General features: G+C 61.7%; 11 protein-coding genes. 5 read left to right on the top strand and 6 right to left on the bottom strand.

Annotation, left to right across the window (positions count from 1 at the left end):
• Positions 1 to 18 precede the first annotated feature (18 nt).
• The 6 genes from SM763_RS16810 to SM763_RS16835 form a co-directional block, all read right to left on the bottom strand.
• A complete protein-coding gene (locus tag SM763_RS16810) occupies positions 19 to 1,194 on the bottom strand; it encodes an MFS transporter (protein ID WP_368999243.1) in 1,176 nt (391 codons plus the stop codon).
• A 142-nt stretch (positions 1,195 to 1,336) separates the two neighbouring features.
• The gene (lpdA, locus tag SM763_RS16815) at positions 1,337 to 2,731 is read right to left on the bottom strand and encodes a dihydrolipoyl dehydrogenase (protein WP_368999244.1); all 1,395 of its coding nucleotides are present in this window, start codon (positions 2,729 to 2,731) and stop codon (positions 1,337 to 1,339) included.
• A 393-nt stretch (positions 2,732 to 3,124) separates the two neighbouring features.
• Positions 3,125 to 3,703 (bottom strand): DUF924 family protein, encoded by a 579-nt coding sequence (locus tag SM763_RS16820; RefSeq protein ID WP_368999245.1) that lies wholly within the window; start codon positions 3,701 to 3,703, stop codon positions 3,125 to 3,127.
• 139 nt (positions 3,704 to 3,842) lie between these two features.
• Positions 3,843 to 5,117 (bottom strand): MFS transporter, encoded by a 1,275-nt coding sequence (locus SM763_RS16825; RefSeq protein ID WP_065270385.1) that lies wholly within the window; start codon positions 5,115 to 5,117, stop codon positions 3,843 to 3,845.
• Positions 5,118 to 5,322: 205 nt separating this feature from the next.
• Positions 5,323 to 6,393, bottom strand: coding sequence for a tRNA preQ1(34) S-adenosylmethionine ribosyltransferase-isomerase QueA (queA, locus tag SM763_RS16830; protein WP_368999246.1), 1,071 nt, complete (start codon positions 6,391 to 6,393; stop codon positions 5,323 to 5,325).
• A 65-nt stretch (positions 6,394 to 6,458) separates the two neighbouring features.
• Positions 6,459 to 9,974, bottom strand: a complete 3,516-nt coding sequence (locus SM763_RS16835; RefSeq protein WP_368999247.1) for a YhdP family protein — start codon at positions 9,972 to 9,974, stop codon at positions 6,459 to 6,461.
• Between the two features lie 47 nt (positions 9,975 to 10,021).
• On the opposite strand from SM763_RS16835, the gene SM763_RS16840 reads away from it, so the two are divergent.
• The 5 genes from SM763_RS16840 to SM763_RS16860 all read left to right on the top strand — a co-directional run bounded on the left by SM763_RS16840 (position 10,022) and on the right by SM763_RS16860 (position 15,149).
• On the top strand, positions 10,022 to 10,483 hold the full coding sequence (locus SM763_RS16840) for a peroxiredoxin (RefSeq protein WP_274829238.1): 462 nt from the start codon (positions 10,022 to 10,024) through the stop codon (positions 10,481 to 10,483).
• Positions 10,484 to 10,680: 197 nt separating this feature from the next.
• Positions 10,681 to 11,535, top strand: a complete 855-nt coding sequence (locus SM763_RS16845) for a ferritin-like domain-containing protein (RefSeq protein ID WP_368999248.1) — start codon at positions 10,681 to 10,683, stop codon at positions 11,533 to 11,535.
• 226 nt (positions 11,536 to 11,761) lie between these two features.
• On the top strand, positions 11,762 to 13,096 hold the full coding sequence (locus SM763_RS16850; protein WP_065273469.1) for a M23 family metallopeptidase: 1,335 nt from the start codon (positions 11,762 to 11,764) through the stop codon (positions 13,094 to 13,096).
• Positions 13,086 to 13,622 carry a bactofilin family protein gene (locus tag SM763_RS16855; RefSeq protein ID WP_274866474.1) on the top strand — a complete coding sequence of 179 codons (537 nt, stop codon included), beginning with the start codon at positions 13,086 to 13,088 and terminating at the stop codon, positions 13,620 to 13,622. Before SM763_RS16850 ends, SM763_RS16855 begins: the two co-directional genes overlap by 11 nt.
• Positions 13,623 to 13,895: 273 nt before the next feature.
• Positions 13,896 to 15,149, top strand: coding sequence for a calcium-binding protein (locus tag SM763_RS16860; RefSeq protein ID WP_368999290.1), 1,254 nt, complete (start codon positions 13,896 to 13,898; stop codon positions 15,147 to 15,149).
• Positions 15,150 to 15,253: the final 104 nt, after the last annotated feature.

Here is a 15,253-nt window from a genome sequence, read left to right on the forward strand (position 1 = left end):
ACCCAAAATCGAGAACGTTCAGCGAACATTTGATTTTCTGCGCAGTGCCGCCAGCCAGCCATGCACCAAACATCCGCAGATGAACACAATGACGCCGGTCACGATCATGCCATTATAGCCCGCCAACCCCAGCACCCAGACCATCAGCGGCGTGCCGATGGTATTGCCAAGATTACCGGCCATGGCGAGGGCGCCATTGGAGCTGGCCTGATCGACCGCCCCGGAATTGAGCTGCGCCACCGAGGCAAAACTCGGTCCCTGCACCAGCCCCAGCGCCCCGGCCAGCGCCAGACAGGCCAGCGGCGCACCGGGATCGGCCCACATCCAGACCAGCGCCAGCGCGCTGAGCGCAAAGCCCGCCTGGATCAGTGGCACTGCATGGATCCGCCGCAGCAGGAACACCCCCAGCGTCATCGACACTGCGATGCTGGTCAGCGGCATCGCGCCCATCACAAAACCCCGCACCTGCGGCGCCAAATAGGGCGGCAGGACGGTCAGGATCGCGACGAAACAGATGGTGTAGAACAGCCAGCCAGCCGCCGGTGCCGCCAGCCAGGGAGAGCGGAAAATCTCCAGATGCAGACGCGGCAGAGCGGCGAACCGGGGTAGCGGCTGGCGTGGCGGCACCGGCACATCGCGCAGCACCCGCAGCAGCAACAAAGCCAGCGCTGCCATGATTACGGCGTGGGCGGCAAACAGCGCCTGAACCCCAGCCATCCGTGCCAGCGGAACGCCAAACCACGAAAGGAACGCAAAAGCCACCGCGAAAAACGTGCTCCACAGCGTCAGCGCCGCGCCCCGGTGCCGATTGGAACTGATCTGGGCAATCAGGGTCGGTGCCGCCACCACCACGCCCAGATGCGACAGGCCTTCGATCACGCGGGTGGCCAGAAACAGCGAGAAAGGCAGATTTAGGCTTTGCAGGGCGGACATCGCAGCGCCGCTGGCCAGGGCCGCCACAAGCGTGCGGCGGAAGCCGAAAGAGGCCACCACCATGCCCGCAATGACACCCAGCCCGATCCCGAGGAACCCAACCAGCGAGACCGTGAATCCGATGGCGCTGCCCGCATCCGGAAACAGCTCGGCCATCTCAGCGAAGACCACGCTCACCTTGCCATATTGCGCTGCAGCGCCAAGGCCAGCGCCCCAAATCAGAAGGATCACACTCCAGCGGGTGTCCTGGCTCGGTGTCATGCTGAAATCCCGTCTGAATAGGTCATGATAAATATGCCTCGCCGCAATACCCCGAAACAATTGCAGCGACCAGCCGCTCAATAAAAAACCGCCCAAAGCCGCGAATGGCCTTGGGCGGTGCGTGTGTCACATGTCGCAGCGCTTAGAAGTGAATGGTGCGGTCAAAGGCGTTGAGGACGCTTTCATGCATCATCTCGCTCAGCGTCGGGTGCGGGAAGACGGTGTTCATCAGGTCTTCCTCGGTGGTTTCCAGCTGGCGGCCCACCACATAGCCCTGAATGAGCTCCGTCACCTCGGCGCCGATCATATGCGCGCCCAGCAGTTCACCCGTCTTGGCGTCAAAGATGGTTTTGACCAGCCCTTCGGGTTCCCCAAGCGCGATGGCCTTGCCGTTGCCGACAAAGGGGAAACGACCAACCTTGATGTCGTACCCCAGCTCCTTGGCCTTCGCCTCGCTGTAGCCAACGCTGGCCACCTGCGGATGGCAATAGGTGCAGCCTGCAATGCTTTCGGGTTTGACCGGATGGGCGTGTTTGCCTGCGATCAGCTCTGCCACCATGGCGCCTTCGTGGCTGGCCTTATGCGCCAGCCAGGGCGCCCCGGCGATATCCCCGATGGCATAAAGCCCCTCGACGCCGGTGCGGCAGAATTCATCGGTCACCACATGGGTGCGGTCAACGTTGACGCCAAGCGCCTCCAGACCCAGCCCTTCGGTATTGCCAACGATGCCAACGGCCAAGATCACCGTGTCGAATTCCATCTTCTGGACCTTGCCGCCAGCCTCAATATGAGCGGTGACCTTGCCTTTTGCCCGATCCAACTGCTTGACCATGGATTTCTCCATGATCTTCATGCCCTGCTTCTCAAAGGCCTTCTTGGCCATGCCGGAAATCTCGGCATCCTCGACCGGCAGCACCCGGTCCATCACCTCGACCACGGTGGTGTCGGCGCCCAGCGTGTTGAAGAAGCTGGCAAATTCGATGCCGATGGCGCCCGATCCGATGACCAGCAGCTTTTTCGGCATCCGCGGTGCGGTTAGCGCGTGGCGGTAGGTCCAGACCAGGTCGCCGTCTGCCTCCAGCCCCGGGAGCTCCCGCGCGCGGGCACCGGTCGCCAGGATGATATTCTTGGCCGCCAGGTCCTCGGTGCCCTTGTCGGTCTTGACCGAGACCTTGCCCTTGGCGGGGATCGTCGCCTCGCCCATGATCACGGTGACCTTGTTTTTCTTCAGTAGATGCGCGACGCCCGAGGACAGCTGTTTCGCCACCCCGCGCGAGCGTTTCACCACCGCGTCCAGATCGTAGCCGATGCCATCGGCGCTGAGCCCGAATTCCTTGGCCCGGTGCATCAGGTGGAACACTTCGGAAGAGCGCAGCATCGCCTTGGTCGGGATGCAGCCCCAGTTGAGGCAGATACCGCCCAGGTTCTCACGCTCGATGACCGCCGTCTTGAGCCCCAGCTGGGCCGCGCGGATGGCAGCCACATAGCCGCCGGGGCCTGCGCCGATTACGATCACGTCATAGGTTTGTGCGGCCATGATATCCCTCGCCAAACTGGATCTGAAACTAGTTTACCGTTAAACCAATGTTTTGCACGCCGCAATCTCGCAGTGACAAAAGCCTTTGGGAACGTGGTGGGCATTTTCACCGACAGGTATCCACCGCGAGACCTGCGCGCCGGAACAACCATATGCACAGTCCCTGCTACAGGCCACAAAAAATCCCGCTCCAGCACAGTCATCCCGCGACGACCGTTTCAAGAAGATGTGATCACGGTAAGCATAGTTGGTTAGCCGAGTACCTGGCACGAAAAGCCCGACACCAAAAAGGCGCTGCCCAGCCAACCGGACAGCGCCTTTGGAATGTCAGCGTCAGGGTTGCATCAAGGAGCAGGTCTCCCCACTGGTTAACCCCCAAGGGCTCCCCTCGGTTCAGCTGGCTTGCTGGAAGGTTCGGATCGTGGCGCCATAACCGCCGGCTTCGACATAGTCGCGCTCCGGCTCGGTGCTATGGCGCAATAGCGCCTCGTTGCGATAAGGGAAGCGGCCGAATTTGCGGATCACGTCGCGATGGGCGCGCGCGTGCAGCAGATTGGCAGCACCATATTCCGGCATCCGTTCCTTCAGCAGGCGCACGCAGCGCTCCTGATCGCACAGGTTTTCCGAATGCATCAGCGGCAGATAAAAGAACTGCCGCGCCGGCTCATCTATCTTCAGATCCCATTTCTTGTTCAGCGCGTTCTTGGCCACGGCCAGCGCAATCTCATCCGAGGCAAAGGCCTGACCTTCGCCGCGGAACATATTGCGCGGGAACTGGTCCATCAGGATGATATAGGCAAGGGTTCCGCTCGGGTAGGTCAGCCAAAGCGAGAACTTGCCCTCGCAAGCCTCCTCCCAGGCCTTTCCGAACCGTTTGCGGATGGTCGCGTCCAGATCATCATCCTGCACATACCAGCCCTTTTCTCCGACCTCGTCGAGCCAGAATTCAAGGATTTCTTCGGGGCCAACCATCCCATTTACTCCACATGTGTTGCCTACCCCCAAGTTCAGAGGATTTTACCCCCTCATGGCAAGTCATAGAACCGTCACAAATTGCAACAGGAGCGGCAATTGGTGAAATATTGCTCACGTTTCCTGCAGGTTAGCGCAATCACCCGGCCTCATGCGCGGCTTCCTGCTCTTCCATCTCGGTTTCGATGACGTATTCCTGTGCAAATTCGACCGCCACGGGCGAGCCTGTCGGCGCCATCGGCGCGAAGGTGCCCGAATCTTCGGCCGCGATCGAGGCACGCTGCGTCGTCCGATAAAGCGCGTATGCCGCCAGCGCAAAGGTCAGCACCGCCATGATCAGGAAGAATCCCGGAGGGCCAAAGACGCTTTCGCCCATCAGCCAACCGGTGATCAGTGGCCCGGTAATGGCGCCAAGGCCGTTGATGAAGACCAGACCGCCCGAGGCCGCCGCCATATCGTCGTAATCCAGATAGTCGTTGGTGTGGGCGATCAGCAGCGAATAAAGCGGGTTGGTCATCCCGCCGATAAAAAAGGCCGCCAGCAGCAGCATCCAGAAATTCGCGCCCATCGCCATACCCAGAACCGCCGCTGCGCCACTGAAGGCCGCCGCGAACAGGATCACCACGCGCCGGTCCATGCGGTCGGAAATCCATCCCAGCGGATATTGCAGCACCAGCGCGCCGACATAGAAGGTCGCGACGAACAGCGAAATCTGCGGCAAGGTCAGCCCGGCCGAAGCCGCGTAGACCGCGCTCATCCCGAACTGGGCCGAGAAGACGCCGCCCAGCAGAAACATACCCACGCAGCCCAGAGGCGATGCATCCATCAGCTGGCGCAAGGTCATCGGTTTCGTAGTGTCAAAGGCAGGCGTCGGCGAAATCGACAGCAAAATTGGCGCAAAGGACACCGAAATCACAACCGAGGCGATCACAAAGGTCTCATAGCCCGACGGGTTACCAAGCAGCATCAGCGCCTGCGCCGAGACGATGCCCAGCATCTGTACCAGCATGTAAAGCGACAGCGCCTTGCCGCGGTTGGCATTGTCTGCCGCATTGTTCAGCCAGCTTTCAGCGGTGACATACACGCCGGAAAAGCAAAACCCGATCAGCACCCGCCCGGCCATCCAGGCAAAGGGATTGGTGATCGCGGGATAGAGAATCATCACGGCAGAAATCAGCGAGGCCAGCGCCGCAAAGACGCGGACATGGCCGACCCGCCGGATCATCTCCGGCGCCATCCGCGAGCCGCCCAGAAAGCCGACGAAATAGGCGGACATGACAAAGGACATCTGCAACGTCGAGAACCCTTCAAGGTCGCCGCGCACCCCAAGAATGGTGCCCTGAAGACCGTTCCCGATCATCAGCATTCCCATCCCCAGAAGCAGCGCCCATGCGCTTGAGAGTACCTGCAGCATTGCCCGTATCCTTTTGCATCCGCCGCCTGCCCCCGGTTTTGGATCCGGCAGGCGGTGTTTCATTTCGCATCTTCCGCCCTTATCTGCGGATGCGGTGTGTGGAAAGAACTATCGCAGATCGCAAAGACGATTTCATCCCGCCGTCACGTTTACAGCGGAATTCTCTGCATTTTCTGAAGGTCCGGCGCTGGTGATCTGGCGGGGCTCAGCTCTGCCGCGATCCCGCCGCAGAGGGGATCAGCAGCGACGCATCGCCATAGGAGAAGAACCTGTATCCGCTGTCGACCGCGTGGGAATAGATCTGCCGCACGGTCTCCTGCCCCATCAGCGCAGAAACCAGCATCATCAGGGTGGAGCGCGGCAGGTGGAAATTCGTCATCAGCGCATCGGCAACATGGAAGGTAAAGCCCGGGTAGATGAAAATATCAGTCTCCCCTTCCCATGGCGCGATCGCGCCGCTGCGCGCGGCGCTTTCGATCAGACGCAGCGCTGTGGTACCCACCGGGATGATGCGCCCGCCTGCAGCCTTAGTCGCCGCGATCTCGGCGGCAGCTTCGGGGCTGACCCGCCCCCATTCGGCGTGCATCTTGTGGGTGGTCACATCCTCGACCTTGACTGGCAAGAAGGTGCCTGCGCCCACGTGCAGGGTGACATAGCTGAACGTGATCCCGCGATCCTTAAGCGCCTGCAGCAGCGGTGCATCAAAATGCAGCGAGGCGGTCGGCGCCGCTACGGCGCCGGTGTGGCGCGCCCAGACCGTCTGGTAATCGGTCTTGTCCTGCGCATCCGCCGGGCGTTTGGCAGCAATATAGGGTGGCAGCGGCATGGCGCCCGCCTCGGCCAGGGCCGCCTCGAATTCGTCGCCTTCCAGATTGAACCGCAGGGCGCCCTGCCCGTCGGCAACACCCTCCAGCACGGCGCTGAAACCATCGGCAAAACGGATCGTCTCGCCCGGTTTTACCTTTTTCAGAGGTTTAAGCAGGGCATTCCAGGTACCGTCTGCGCCCGGCTCCAGCAAGGTGACTTCGATGCGGGCGGAGGTATCGCCTTGCGCACTGCTGCGATGGCGCTGCCCCGACAGGCGCGCTGGAATGACCTTGGTGTCGTTCAATACCAGACGATCGCCGGGCTGGAACCACTCCGGCAGGTCTGAAACCCGCGCATCGGTAATCCGATCTCCTTCGGCCACCAGAAGACGGGCCGCGCTGCGCGGAGAGGCAGGGCGGGTTGCAATCAGATCCTCGGGGAGATCAAAGTCAAAATCGCTCAGTTTCATGCGGCGGCATATAGGAGCTTTGTGATGCCTTGGCTATGGCAATCTGCGCCAGATTGCCTGTGTACTCAGCGTTCGCCGGCCTGAGGAGCGGTCGGGGCGGCTGGCACCTCTTCGGGCGCCAATGGCCCGCTGGTGGGCGGCGGCGCGGCGGGGGTCTGCCCCGGCACCTCCGGCGCCCGGCCCCGGAACAGCTCCCGGAAGATGCCCGGCGCCAGGCCGGACAAAGGATTGACTTGCACCTTGGGATCATCCGCCGTGCCCCGCAGCCGGTAGGAAAAGCCGATCAACCCTTCGCCCTTGCGGGTCAGGACGCTGCCGATGGCGTTCAGCACATAGATCGGGGAAATCACCCCCCGCATATCCAGTGCCGTGGTCTCAAGATTGTAATTCCCGTCCATCGACAGACCGATCGACGGACCCACTGCACTGCTTTCGTGAACGATCAGATGGGTGGCGCCAAGGCGGAACTTTGCTTCGACTTCCGAAAACTGAATCCCCTGCCCGGCGAGTTCATTGACCAACCCCACCAGGCTGATCGCGTTGACCAGCGCTGCCATGGAGGGCGCGTCCTTCACCCGCGTGTTGCGCACGGTCATGCGGCCATCGTATTCGCCCGGCGTGGCTGCAGGCACCAGCGTCATGTCAAAACTGCCGCCCTGACCGTGCCGCAGCACCCCGGCCGAGCGGAAGATCCCGCCGGCATCCTCGGACTTGATCCGCGTCGCCGTGCCGCCCTTGTCCGGGACCACAATACCGCTCAGCGGGGTCTGACCATTCAGCCGCGCGGTGAACTTGCCATTGAAGCCGCCCGCCGTGGAAAACCGCCCCTGAAAGCCATTGAGGGCGATACTGTCAGTCACCTGCAGCCGATCAAGGCTCAAGAGGATCGGTCCGGTGCCGCCCGATCCGGAGCCACTGCTGCCGCTGGAGCTGGTAAAAGGCACCCGGCGCATATCGATCACGCCGCCGCCAATACGGATTTCCGGTGCCGCCACCCCGCGCCCGACAAATGTCACCGGTCCGCGCAGCCAGCCATCCAGCGACACCGCGCTAAAGGCCGCTCGGTCCAGCCCGCCATCTTCCCGCGTGGTCACGGTGCCCTCGGCCTTCAACCCCGCAGCCTCGACCCGAAGCCGGTCCACCGAAGGCTGCGCCCGCAGCGTTACCACAAGATCCAGAAGACCCGTGTCCGCTTCCGCCTTGCGCCAGCTCAGCGCCGGAATACGCAGACCGATCCCTTCGAGCGCCGAGCGCAGGTTCAACTCGGGTGGCACCCCGGGCGCAAGGCGCAGCACGAATTCGCCCTGACCGGTCCCAAAGACGGCCCCCGTCGGCAAGCCGATATTGAACCTCTCCACAACCGCGTTCGAAAGCGCCACCTTACCGGTGACATAGCTGGTCGGATCGGTACCGGGGCCAACCGGCTGGCGCCATGTAGCCGTCAGCGGCACATCCGACAGGGTCGCAGCACCAGAGAGCTGCACGTGGCTTTGATCCCCCGACAGCTCCAGCCGCTCTGCGGCGACCGGATGTCCCGGCACCAGAACCCCGCTACTGACGCCGGTCACGCTGCCCGTGTAGTGATAAAGGATCTCCTCTGGCGGCACGCCCGCGCGCAGGGGCAGCGACAAGGTTCCGCTGACCTGCACCTGCCCCTCTGCCAGCTTCACCGGCAGCCCCGCCTTGGACATGATATTGAGCGGCGGACGTTCGAGCAGCGACAGCCCCGCCGTTACCGCACCCGAGGCCTTGACCCGGACGATCCCCGGCGCACCGCCTTTGATCGAAGTGTCGGGAATGATGAAAGACGTGCCCGTCACATCCACAGCGCCACCGTCATCGGCGGTCACCGTGCCCCGGCTGGCGATCACCACCAGACGCGTGCCGTGGATGCTGAAATGGCCATCGGCGCCCCGCACCGGCGGCAGATGCTTCTGAAAGCGCGCATCGACCCCGGAAAAGGTGGTATCCAGATGCAGAAACGGCTTTTCCAGCCCGGCGCCACGCAGCGCCACATAGGCATCGCGGGCAGTGCCTTGATAAAGGTTATCTCGCACCCACTCACGCGGTTTCGGCGGCGCCGCTGCTGGCCACAATTCCTTGATCCGATCCACCGACATCTGATCCACATGACCATTCAGCGCATAGGTCCATCCTGCTTCTTCGGCGGAGACCTTGCCGTCGAGCAGGATGTTGGAATCCCCATCCTGGATCAAAACCTCGCCCAGGGTCAGGCTAAAGGGTTCCGGCTCCAACCGAAAATCCACCCCAACGCCCGCCAGTTCCAGCGGCTGATCGTACAGGTCGCGCGGGTTGAGGCTGAGGTCGGAAAACTGCAACTGCCCGACCAGTTCTGTGAGCCGCCCGTTCTCGATCCCGCTCAGATGCGCGCGCCCCTCCATCGTACCTGAGACCCAGCCGCTTTCGACTTTCAGCTCATCGAACTGCAGGGCCTGCTGATCAGGGTAGTAGGTGAAATAGCTATGCGCGCTTTGGATCGGCACGGGGCGGGTTTCTTCCGACGGCTGGATCACACCACGCCCGATTTGCAAGCCAGCGGAAAGGGTCAGCAGCTCGCCTTCGCTGCCCAGGCCACCGCGGAGCGAGCCGGAAATCGGTGCCCGCAGCGCCTGAAGCCAGCCAAGCGCCGGCGCCTGAACCGCGATATCCTCGCTCGCGATCTCTTCGATCAGGAACCCGAATTCGGCTGAGGCATCGCCGATGTCGGATTTGTAGTTGGCCTCAATGGTGCCGACATACTGCCGCCCGCTCAGCACCGAAAAGCCGCCAGACAACGCCAGCGATCTGCCCTCACGCGCCAGCCGCACGGTGCCGCCGTCCAGTGTCCAGACCCGGTTCAGTCGGCCATCTTCATAGCGCAGCGTCAAACCTTCGGTCACAACCTCGGACAGCGCCGCAAGGACCGGGCGTTCAAATTGGGTATCCCAGTGTTCGATCAATTGCGGCAGGTCGGATGCTTCGCGGAACGGCGATCCCGCCTCAGAGAGGCTGAGTTCGAACTTGCCATCCGCGCCGCGCCGCAAAGAGGCAAAGAGCCCGCTGAGCCAGATCTTGCGGGGCTGAAGCTTCCCACTCAGCAAGGGTCGCATCGCCAGCGACACCTGCGCATCCGCCAGCCGGGCCACCGGCGTTCCATCCGCCTGCGCCAGAGATACATCGCGCAGCCCGAGCCGTGGGCGCCAGCCCTTGTTCACCACCAGATGGATTTCCCCAAACTCGATCTGAAGACCACCAAGGCTTTGTTCCAGGCGCGTTTCGACCTTCTGGCGCAGCCATTGCGGCGCATCGATGCGGGTGCCGATCCCGAAATAAACCGCGCCCGCCCCGAGAAAGCATAGGACGGCCACAACGCGCACCACGGCTTTCAGCCGCCGCCAGCGCCGCCGGTCTTTGGGGCGCGCCGCAAGCCCTTCCGCGGCCTCCGCATCAGCAGGACCAGCGACCTGCTCGGCCCGTGCAGCCTCCTGCCCGGACGCCGCCTGTTCGGCAGCCTCGGGTGCCGCGACTTCCTCTGGCTGATCCGCTGACCTCGCGATCTGTGCTTTTCCTTTGCTCGCCATAGCCTATTTATGGCACCCAATGATGCAAAACCAAGCGGAGACCCCATATGCTCGAACCATCCGATCTCGCCCCGATGTTCACCCTGCCCCGTGACGGCGGCGGTGAAATCTCGCTTGCCGACCTCAAGGGACGAGCCGTCGTCCTGTTTTTCTATCCGCGAGATGATACCCCGGGCTGCACCAAGGAATCCATTGGATTTTCAGGCGCTTTGCAGGCTTTTGCCGATGCCGGGGTCGAGGTTTATGGGATTTCCAAGGACACCGTCGCCAAACACGACAAATTTGTTGCCAAACATGAGCTGACCACGCCGCTCCTCTCCGATGCCGAAGGCACAACCTGCGAGGATTACGGCGTGTGGAAGGAGAAGAACATGTACGGCAAAAAACACTGGGGCATCGAACGCTCCACCTTCCTGATCGACGCCGAGGGCCGCATCGCGCGGGTTTGGCGCAAGGTCAAGGTGGACGGACATGTTGAGGAGGTTCTGGAGGCCGCCAAAGCCCTGTAACCCGAAACGGATTGCCGCCACACCACCCGGCGCTGCGCAACGCGCAGCGCCGGGTGGTGTGGCGGTCACGTCACAAGTAATCGACGACGGGCGGGAGCGCCCCAGCCATCCCCCAGCCATCCCCCAGACAAATCCGTTGCCATGGCGCGCGCCAAGGGGCAGGAACGCGGCGCAGCACGAAACCCGACGGAGGCGAGATGACCGATACCCCCAATTCTGAGGCCGGGATGTCCCTGGCCGAAATGGCGACAGAGGTTCTGACCACCGCCGACGGTCGCCACAAAACCGCCCTTTCCCGCCAGCACGCCGCCCGCTGGTTTGCGTATCGTCGCGGCGAAGCGGGAGAAATCCCGGTTGGCACTGCCAACCCGCCGCTGCGGCCCGCCCGGCCCGAAAAGCCGGAACTCCTTGATCCCCGCGACGTGCCAAAGCGCAAACCCGGCTCGGAGGCGGGACGTATCGCCCTGCTTCATGCGGTAGCCCATATCGAACTCAACGCGGTCGATCTGCATTGGGATATCATCGCGCGGTTTTCCCATGTGCCGATGCCGATCGGGTTCTTTGACGACTGGGTCAAGGCTGCGGATGAAGAATCCAAACATTTCAACCTGATGTGCGATTGTCTTGAAAGCCTTGGCAGCCACTACGGCGCCCTTCCGGCCCATGCCGGCATGTGGCGCGCTGCCGAAGACACCGCCGAGGACCTGATGGGCCGTCTTGCTGTTGTGCCGATGGTGCTTGAGGCCCGGGGTCTTGATGTCACCCCCGGCATGATCAAGATTTTCCGCCAGGCAAAGCTGACCCAGGCAGTGGAGGCCTTGGAGGTGATCTACAAGGAAGAAGTTGGCCATGTCGCCTATGGCTCCAAATGGTTCCATTTCCTTTGCGGGCGCGAGAACCTCGATCCCAAGGATGTCTTTCACGATCTGGTCCGAACCTATTTCCACAGCACGCTGAAACCGCCCTTCAACGAGGAAAAACGCGCCGAGGCCGGACTGCCACCCGATTTCTACTGGCCGCTGACCGACACCGGCGCACAGCCCGCAGGTTGACCTCAGGCTGACAAAGCGGCCGGGCGGCGCGTGACCGCCGCCGCCCTGCCGCTACCCGGCAAATTTCCGCCAATATCCTGCCTTGCAGGCACAAATTCCTTACTGATTGGTCAACAGACTTGCCCAATGAAGCCCGGCTGGCTATTCAAATGGGCCATGGCGCCTGGGCTCACAGGGATGTGAGTGGCCCTGCGCCATGCAATTGGGATGGGACAAGGATCAGCGCGTGCGCACACGTCTGACTATTAAAATTCACGCGTTTCTCGAACGGCGCTTCCCCGAACGGCGCGTTTTCCTCAAATCGGATGACGACACCAGATTCATTCGGCTCAGGCCGGAAACACAGCTTATTGCCGTTGCCGGTATCGTTCTGTTTGTCGCCTGGTCGATCATGGCAACAGCCATTGTGCTGATGGACGGGATCGGAGCCGGAAACTTCCGCGAGCAAGCCAAACGCGATCAGATGAACTACCGTGCCCGGCTCAACGCCCTATCGCTGGAGCGGGATAACCGCGCCGAAGAGGCTCTGGCAGCGCAGCAGCGGTTCAACGCAGCTCTGGCGCAGATTTCCGACATGCAGTCCGAATTGCTCGCCTCCGAAACTCGGCGCCGGGAGCTTGAAACCGGCATCGAAGTCATTCAGGCCACGCTGCGCGACACCATGACCCAGCGGGACAAGGCGCGCGATGCTCTTGCCGAATTACGCAAGGAAACCGAGGAAGACAGCCCAGTCCAGATGATGGCCGCTGTTGCCCCGGTGCAGATGGAGTTCCTCGCCGACGCGCTGGCCGAAACCGCCGCCGAGCGGGATCAGGTCATGGCAGACGCACAATCGGCGCTGGAGCAGCGGGATTCGCTTGAGATGGAAATCAAGCTGATGGACGAGCGCAACAACCAGATCTTCCGGCAGTTGGAAGAGGCGGTTACCGTTTCCGTAGCGCCGCTGGACAAGATGTTCCGCAGCGCCGGTATGCCGCCGGATCGGATCCTGGAGCAGGTGCGCCGCGGCTATAATGGACAGGGGGGTGGTCCCCTCACCCCTTTAGCCCTATCGACCCGCGGTGAAGAACCAACCGCGGAAGAGCGTCGGGCCAACAGCATTCTCAATGAGTTGGACCAGCTGAACCTTTATCGCATGGCCGCGCAGCAGGCGCCTTTTGCGACACCGGTGAACCTTGGCCTCGTGCGGCAAAGCTCGGGCTTTGGCTATCGCCGTGACCCAAAAACTGGCGGCCGCCGGCTCCACAAAGGATCGGATTTCGCCGGCCGCACCGGCACAGATATCTACGCCACTGCTGATGGCGTTGTGACCCATGCGGGCTGGCAATCCGGCTATGGCAGGCTGGTCACGATCCGCCATGCCTTTGGTATTGAGACGAAATATGCCCATAACTCAAAACTCCGCGTGAAGGTCGGTCAAAGGGTCTCGCGCGGGGATCACATTGCTGATATGGGTAACACCGGACGGTCCACCGGGACCCACCTTCATTACGAGGTTCGGGTCAACGGAAAACCCGTAAACCCTATGATCTACATCAAGGCTGCGAGAAATGTTTTCTAAGAGCAAAATCAATGAGCCCGGGCCGAAGCAGGCCGAAGCAACTCCGGCGGCTGCAACGCCGAGCGCCCCGCCCTCTGCGCCCGCGAGCGATTACAAGGCCACGCCGCCCAAGGCAAAACCGCCGGCATCCGTGCTCAGCTCCGATCTGCATATCACCGGGAACCTGAAAACCACCGGCGACATCCAGGTTGAAGGCACCGTCGAAGGCGACATTCGGGCGCATCTGCTGACCATCGGCGAAACCGCGACGATCAAGGGTGAAGTCACGGCTGATGACGTGGTGATCAATGGCCGTATCGTGGGTCGCGTGCGCGGCCTGAAGGTCCGCCTGACCTCGACCGCCCGTGTCGAAGGCGATATCATCCACAAGACCATCGCCATTGAGAGCGGCGCCCATTTTGAAGGCTCCGTGCAGCGTCAGGACGATCCGCTGAATCCCGGCGGCAAGAAAGCCGCTCCGGCTGCCGCCGCTCCGGCGCGCCCTGCTACCGCACCGGCAGGCTCGGCCCCCAGCTCCGACAGCTAAAAGTCACAGGGACCTCTCGGTCGCTGAACTGAATAGAAGACCGTAAACGCCGCAGAGCCCTGCGGCGTTTCGCATGTCAGGGCAAGGTTCAGGTTGTATTACGTTCTCTCTCCCCTGGTTCTTCAAAACACAAACTGCTGGATTTTCTCACCTTTACCTTCAGCTCTTTAAACGTCATGGTTGATAGGATTATGCATTCCAGTGGCGTCCGCAAATGCGGTACCAGAAGCCGGAGTGCGGACTTAATTCATTAGGGAATCGAAATTGGCTAATGTGCTCATTCAGGATACCAGCGGAACCTGGTCGATCAACGATCTGAACTCCGCGGACTTTTCGGATCCTGTTATTACCCAACAATCCACCACATCAATCACCATGAGTGGTACAAACGGGCTGTCGCTGCGGTTCGACGGTGATTTTTCAGCCTCCTCCCCCTACAGCTGGCAGCTGACAGCTCTCTACATCTACAGCTACGGTAACCAGGTCTTCTCCATGACCGGCTTCAGCGAGAGCTTTTACGATCTGGCTACGATGAGCGGCGCCGCGCTGGAACGCAGTATTCTGGCGGGAACTGATACCATCACCTCAAACAGCACTGTCGGCAACCTGTGGTACACCTATGGCGGCGATGACACCATTACACTTGGGAGCGGCGATGACACCATTGACGCCGGAACCGGGACCGACACGCTGGTTCTGAATACGCATTCAAGCCAGGCCACGCTACGGGGGCTGGACGATCTGTTCTCATCCTACTCTTCGGTTCAGGTCAGCAGCGCCATGGGAACCGACCGGATTAGCAATATCGAAATTCTGAAGTTCATAGACCGCAGCGTGGCACTGTCCCTTGGCAACGCTGGCAACGACCGGCTTCTCGGCGACGCACAGTCCGTGACCAATAGTGATGTCATGGCCGGCGGCTTTGGCAATGACACGCTTGATGGCGGCCTGCAGGACGACCTGCTCTACGGCAACGCAAACGATGACCATCTGAGCGGCGGCAGCGGGCGCGACACGCTGTTCGGTGGAACCGGTGATGACCATCTGACCGGGAATACCGGCTCCGACCGGCTGGTGGGCGCCGCAGGCGACGATGTGATCGAGGGCGGCAGCGGCCGGGATCGGGCCCTTGGCGGCACGGGCGCGGATGAAATCACTGGCGGCAATCACCGCGACATACTGAACGGCGGTGGCGGCAATGACACCCTAACCGGCGGCGCAGGCGGTGATCGCTTGCTTGGTGGCAATGGCCGGGACCGGTTGATCGGTCACAAGGGCGACGACAAACTGACTGGCGGTGGCCGGGCCGATATCTTTGTCTTCAAAAAGGGCCACGGCGACGACACCATTTCGGACTTCACTGTCGGTACCGACAGGATCGAAATCGGTCGCGGAGCTTCCCGTTTTGGACAACTGGAAATCGAGCAACAGCAAGACGATGTGCTGGTCTCCTTCGCCAATGTCACCATCCTGATCGAGGACGCGGAGGTGCAGGACATCGCGCAGGCGGACAATTTCCTGTTCTAAGGCATTTGCAGGCCAACCCGACGCACTGGAACAGCAAAGCCCGCGCGGATTGGCGCGGGCTTTGACGTATTTGAAAGATCGGCAGGGCCGCAGCCCCGGGCGGC

Origin of the sequence: Pseudophaeobacter sp. C1-32P7 (assembly GCF_041008775.1) — a bacterium.
GTDB classification, from domain to species: Bacteria; Pseudomonadota; Alphaproteobacteria; order Rhodobacterales; family Rhodobacteraceae; genus Phycobacter; species Phycobacter gallaeciensis_A.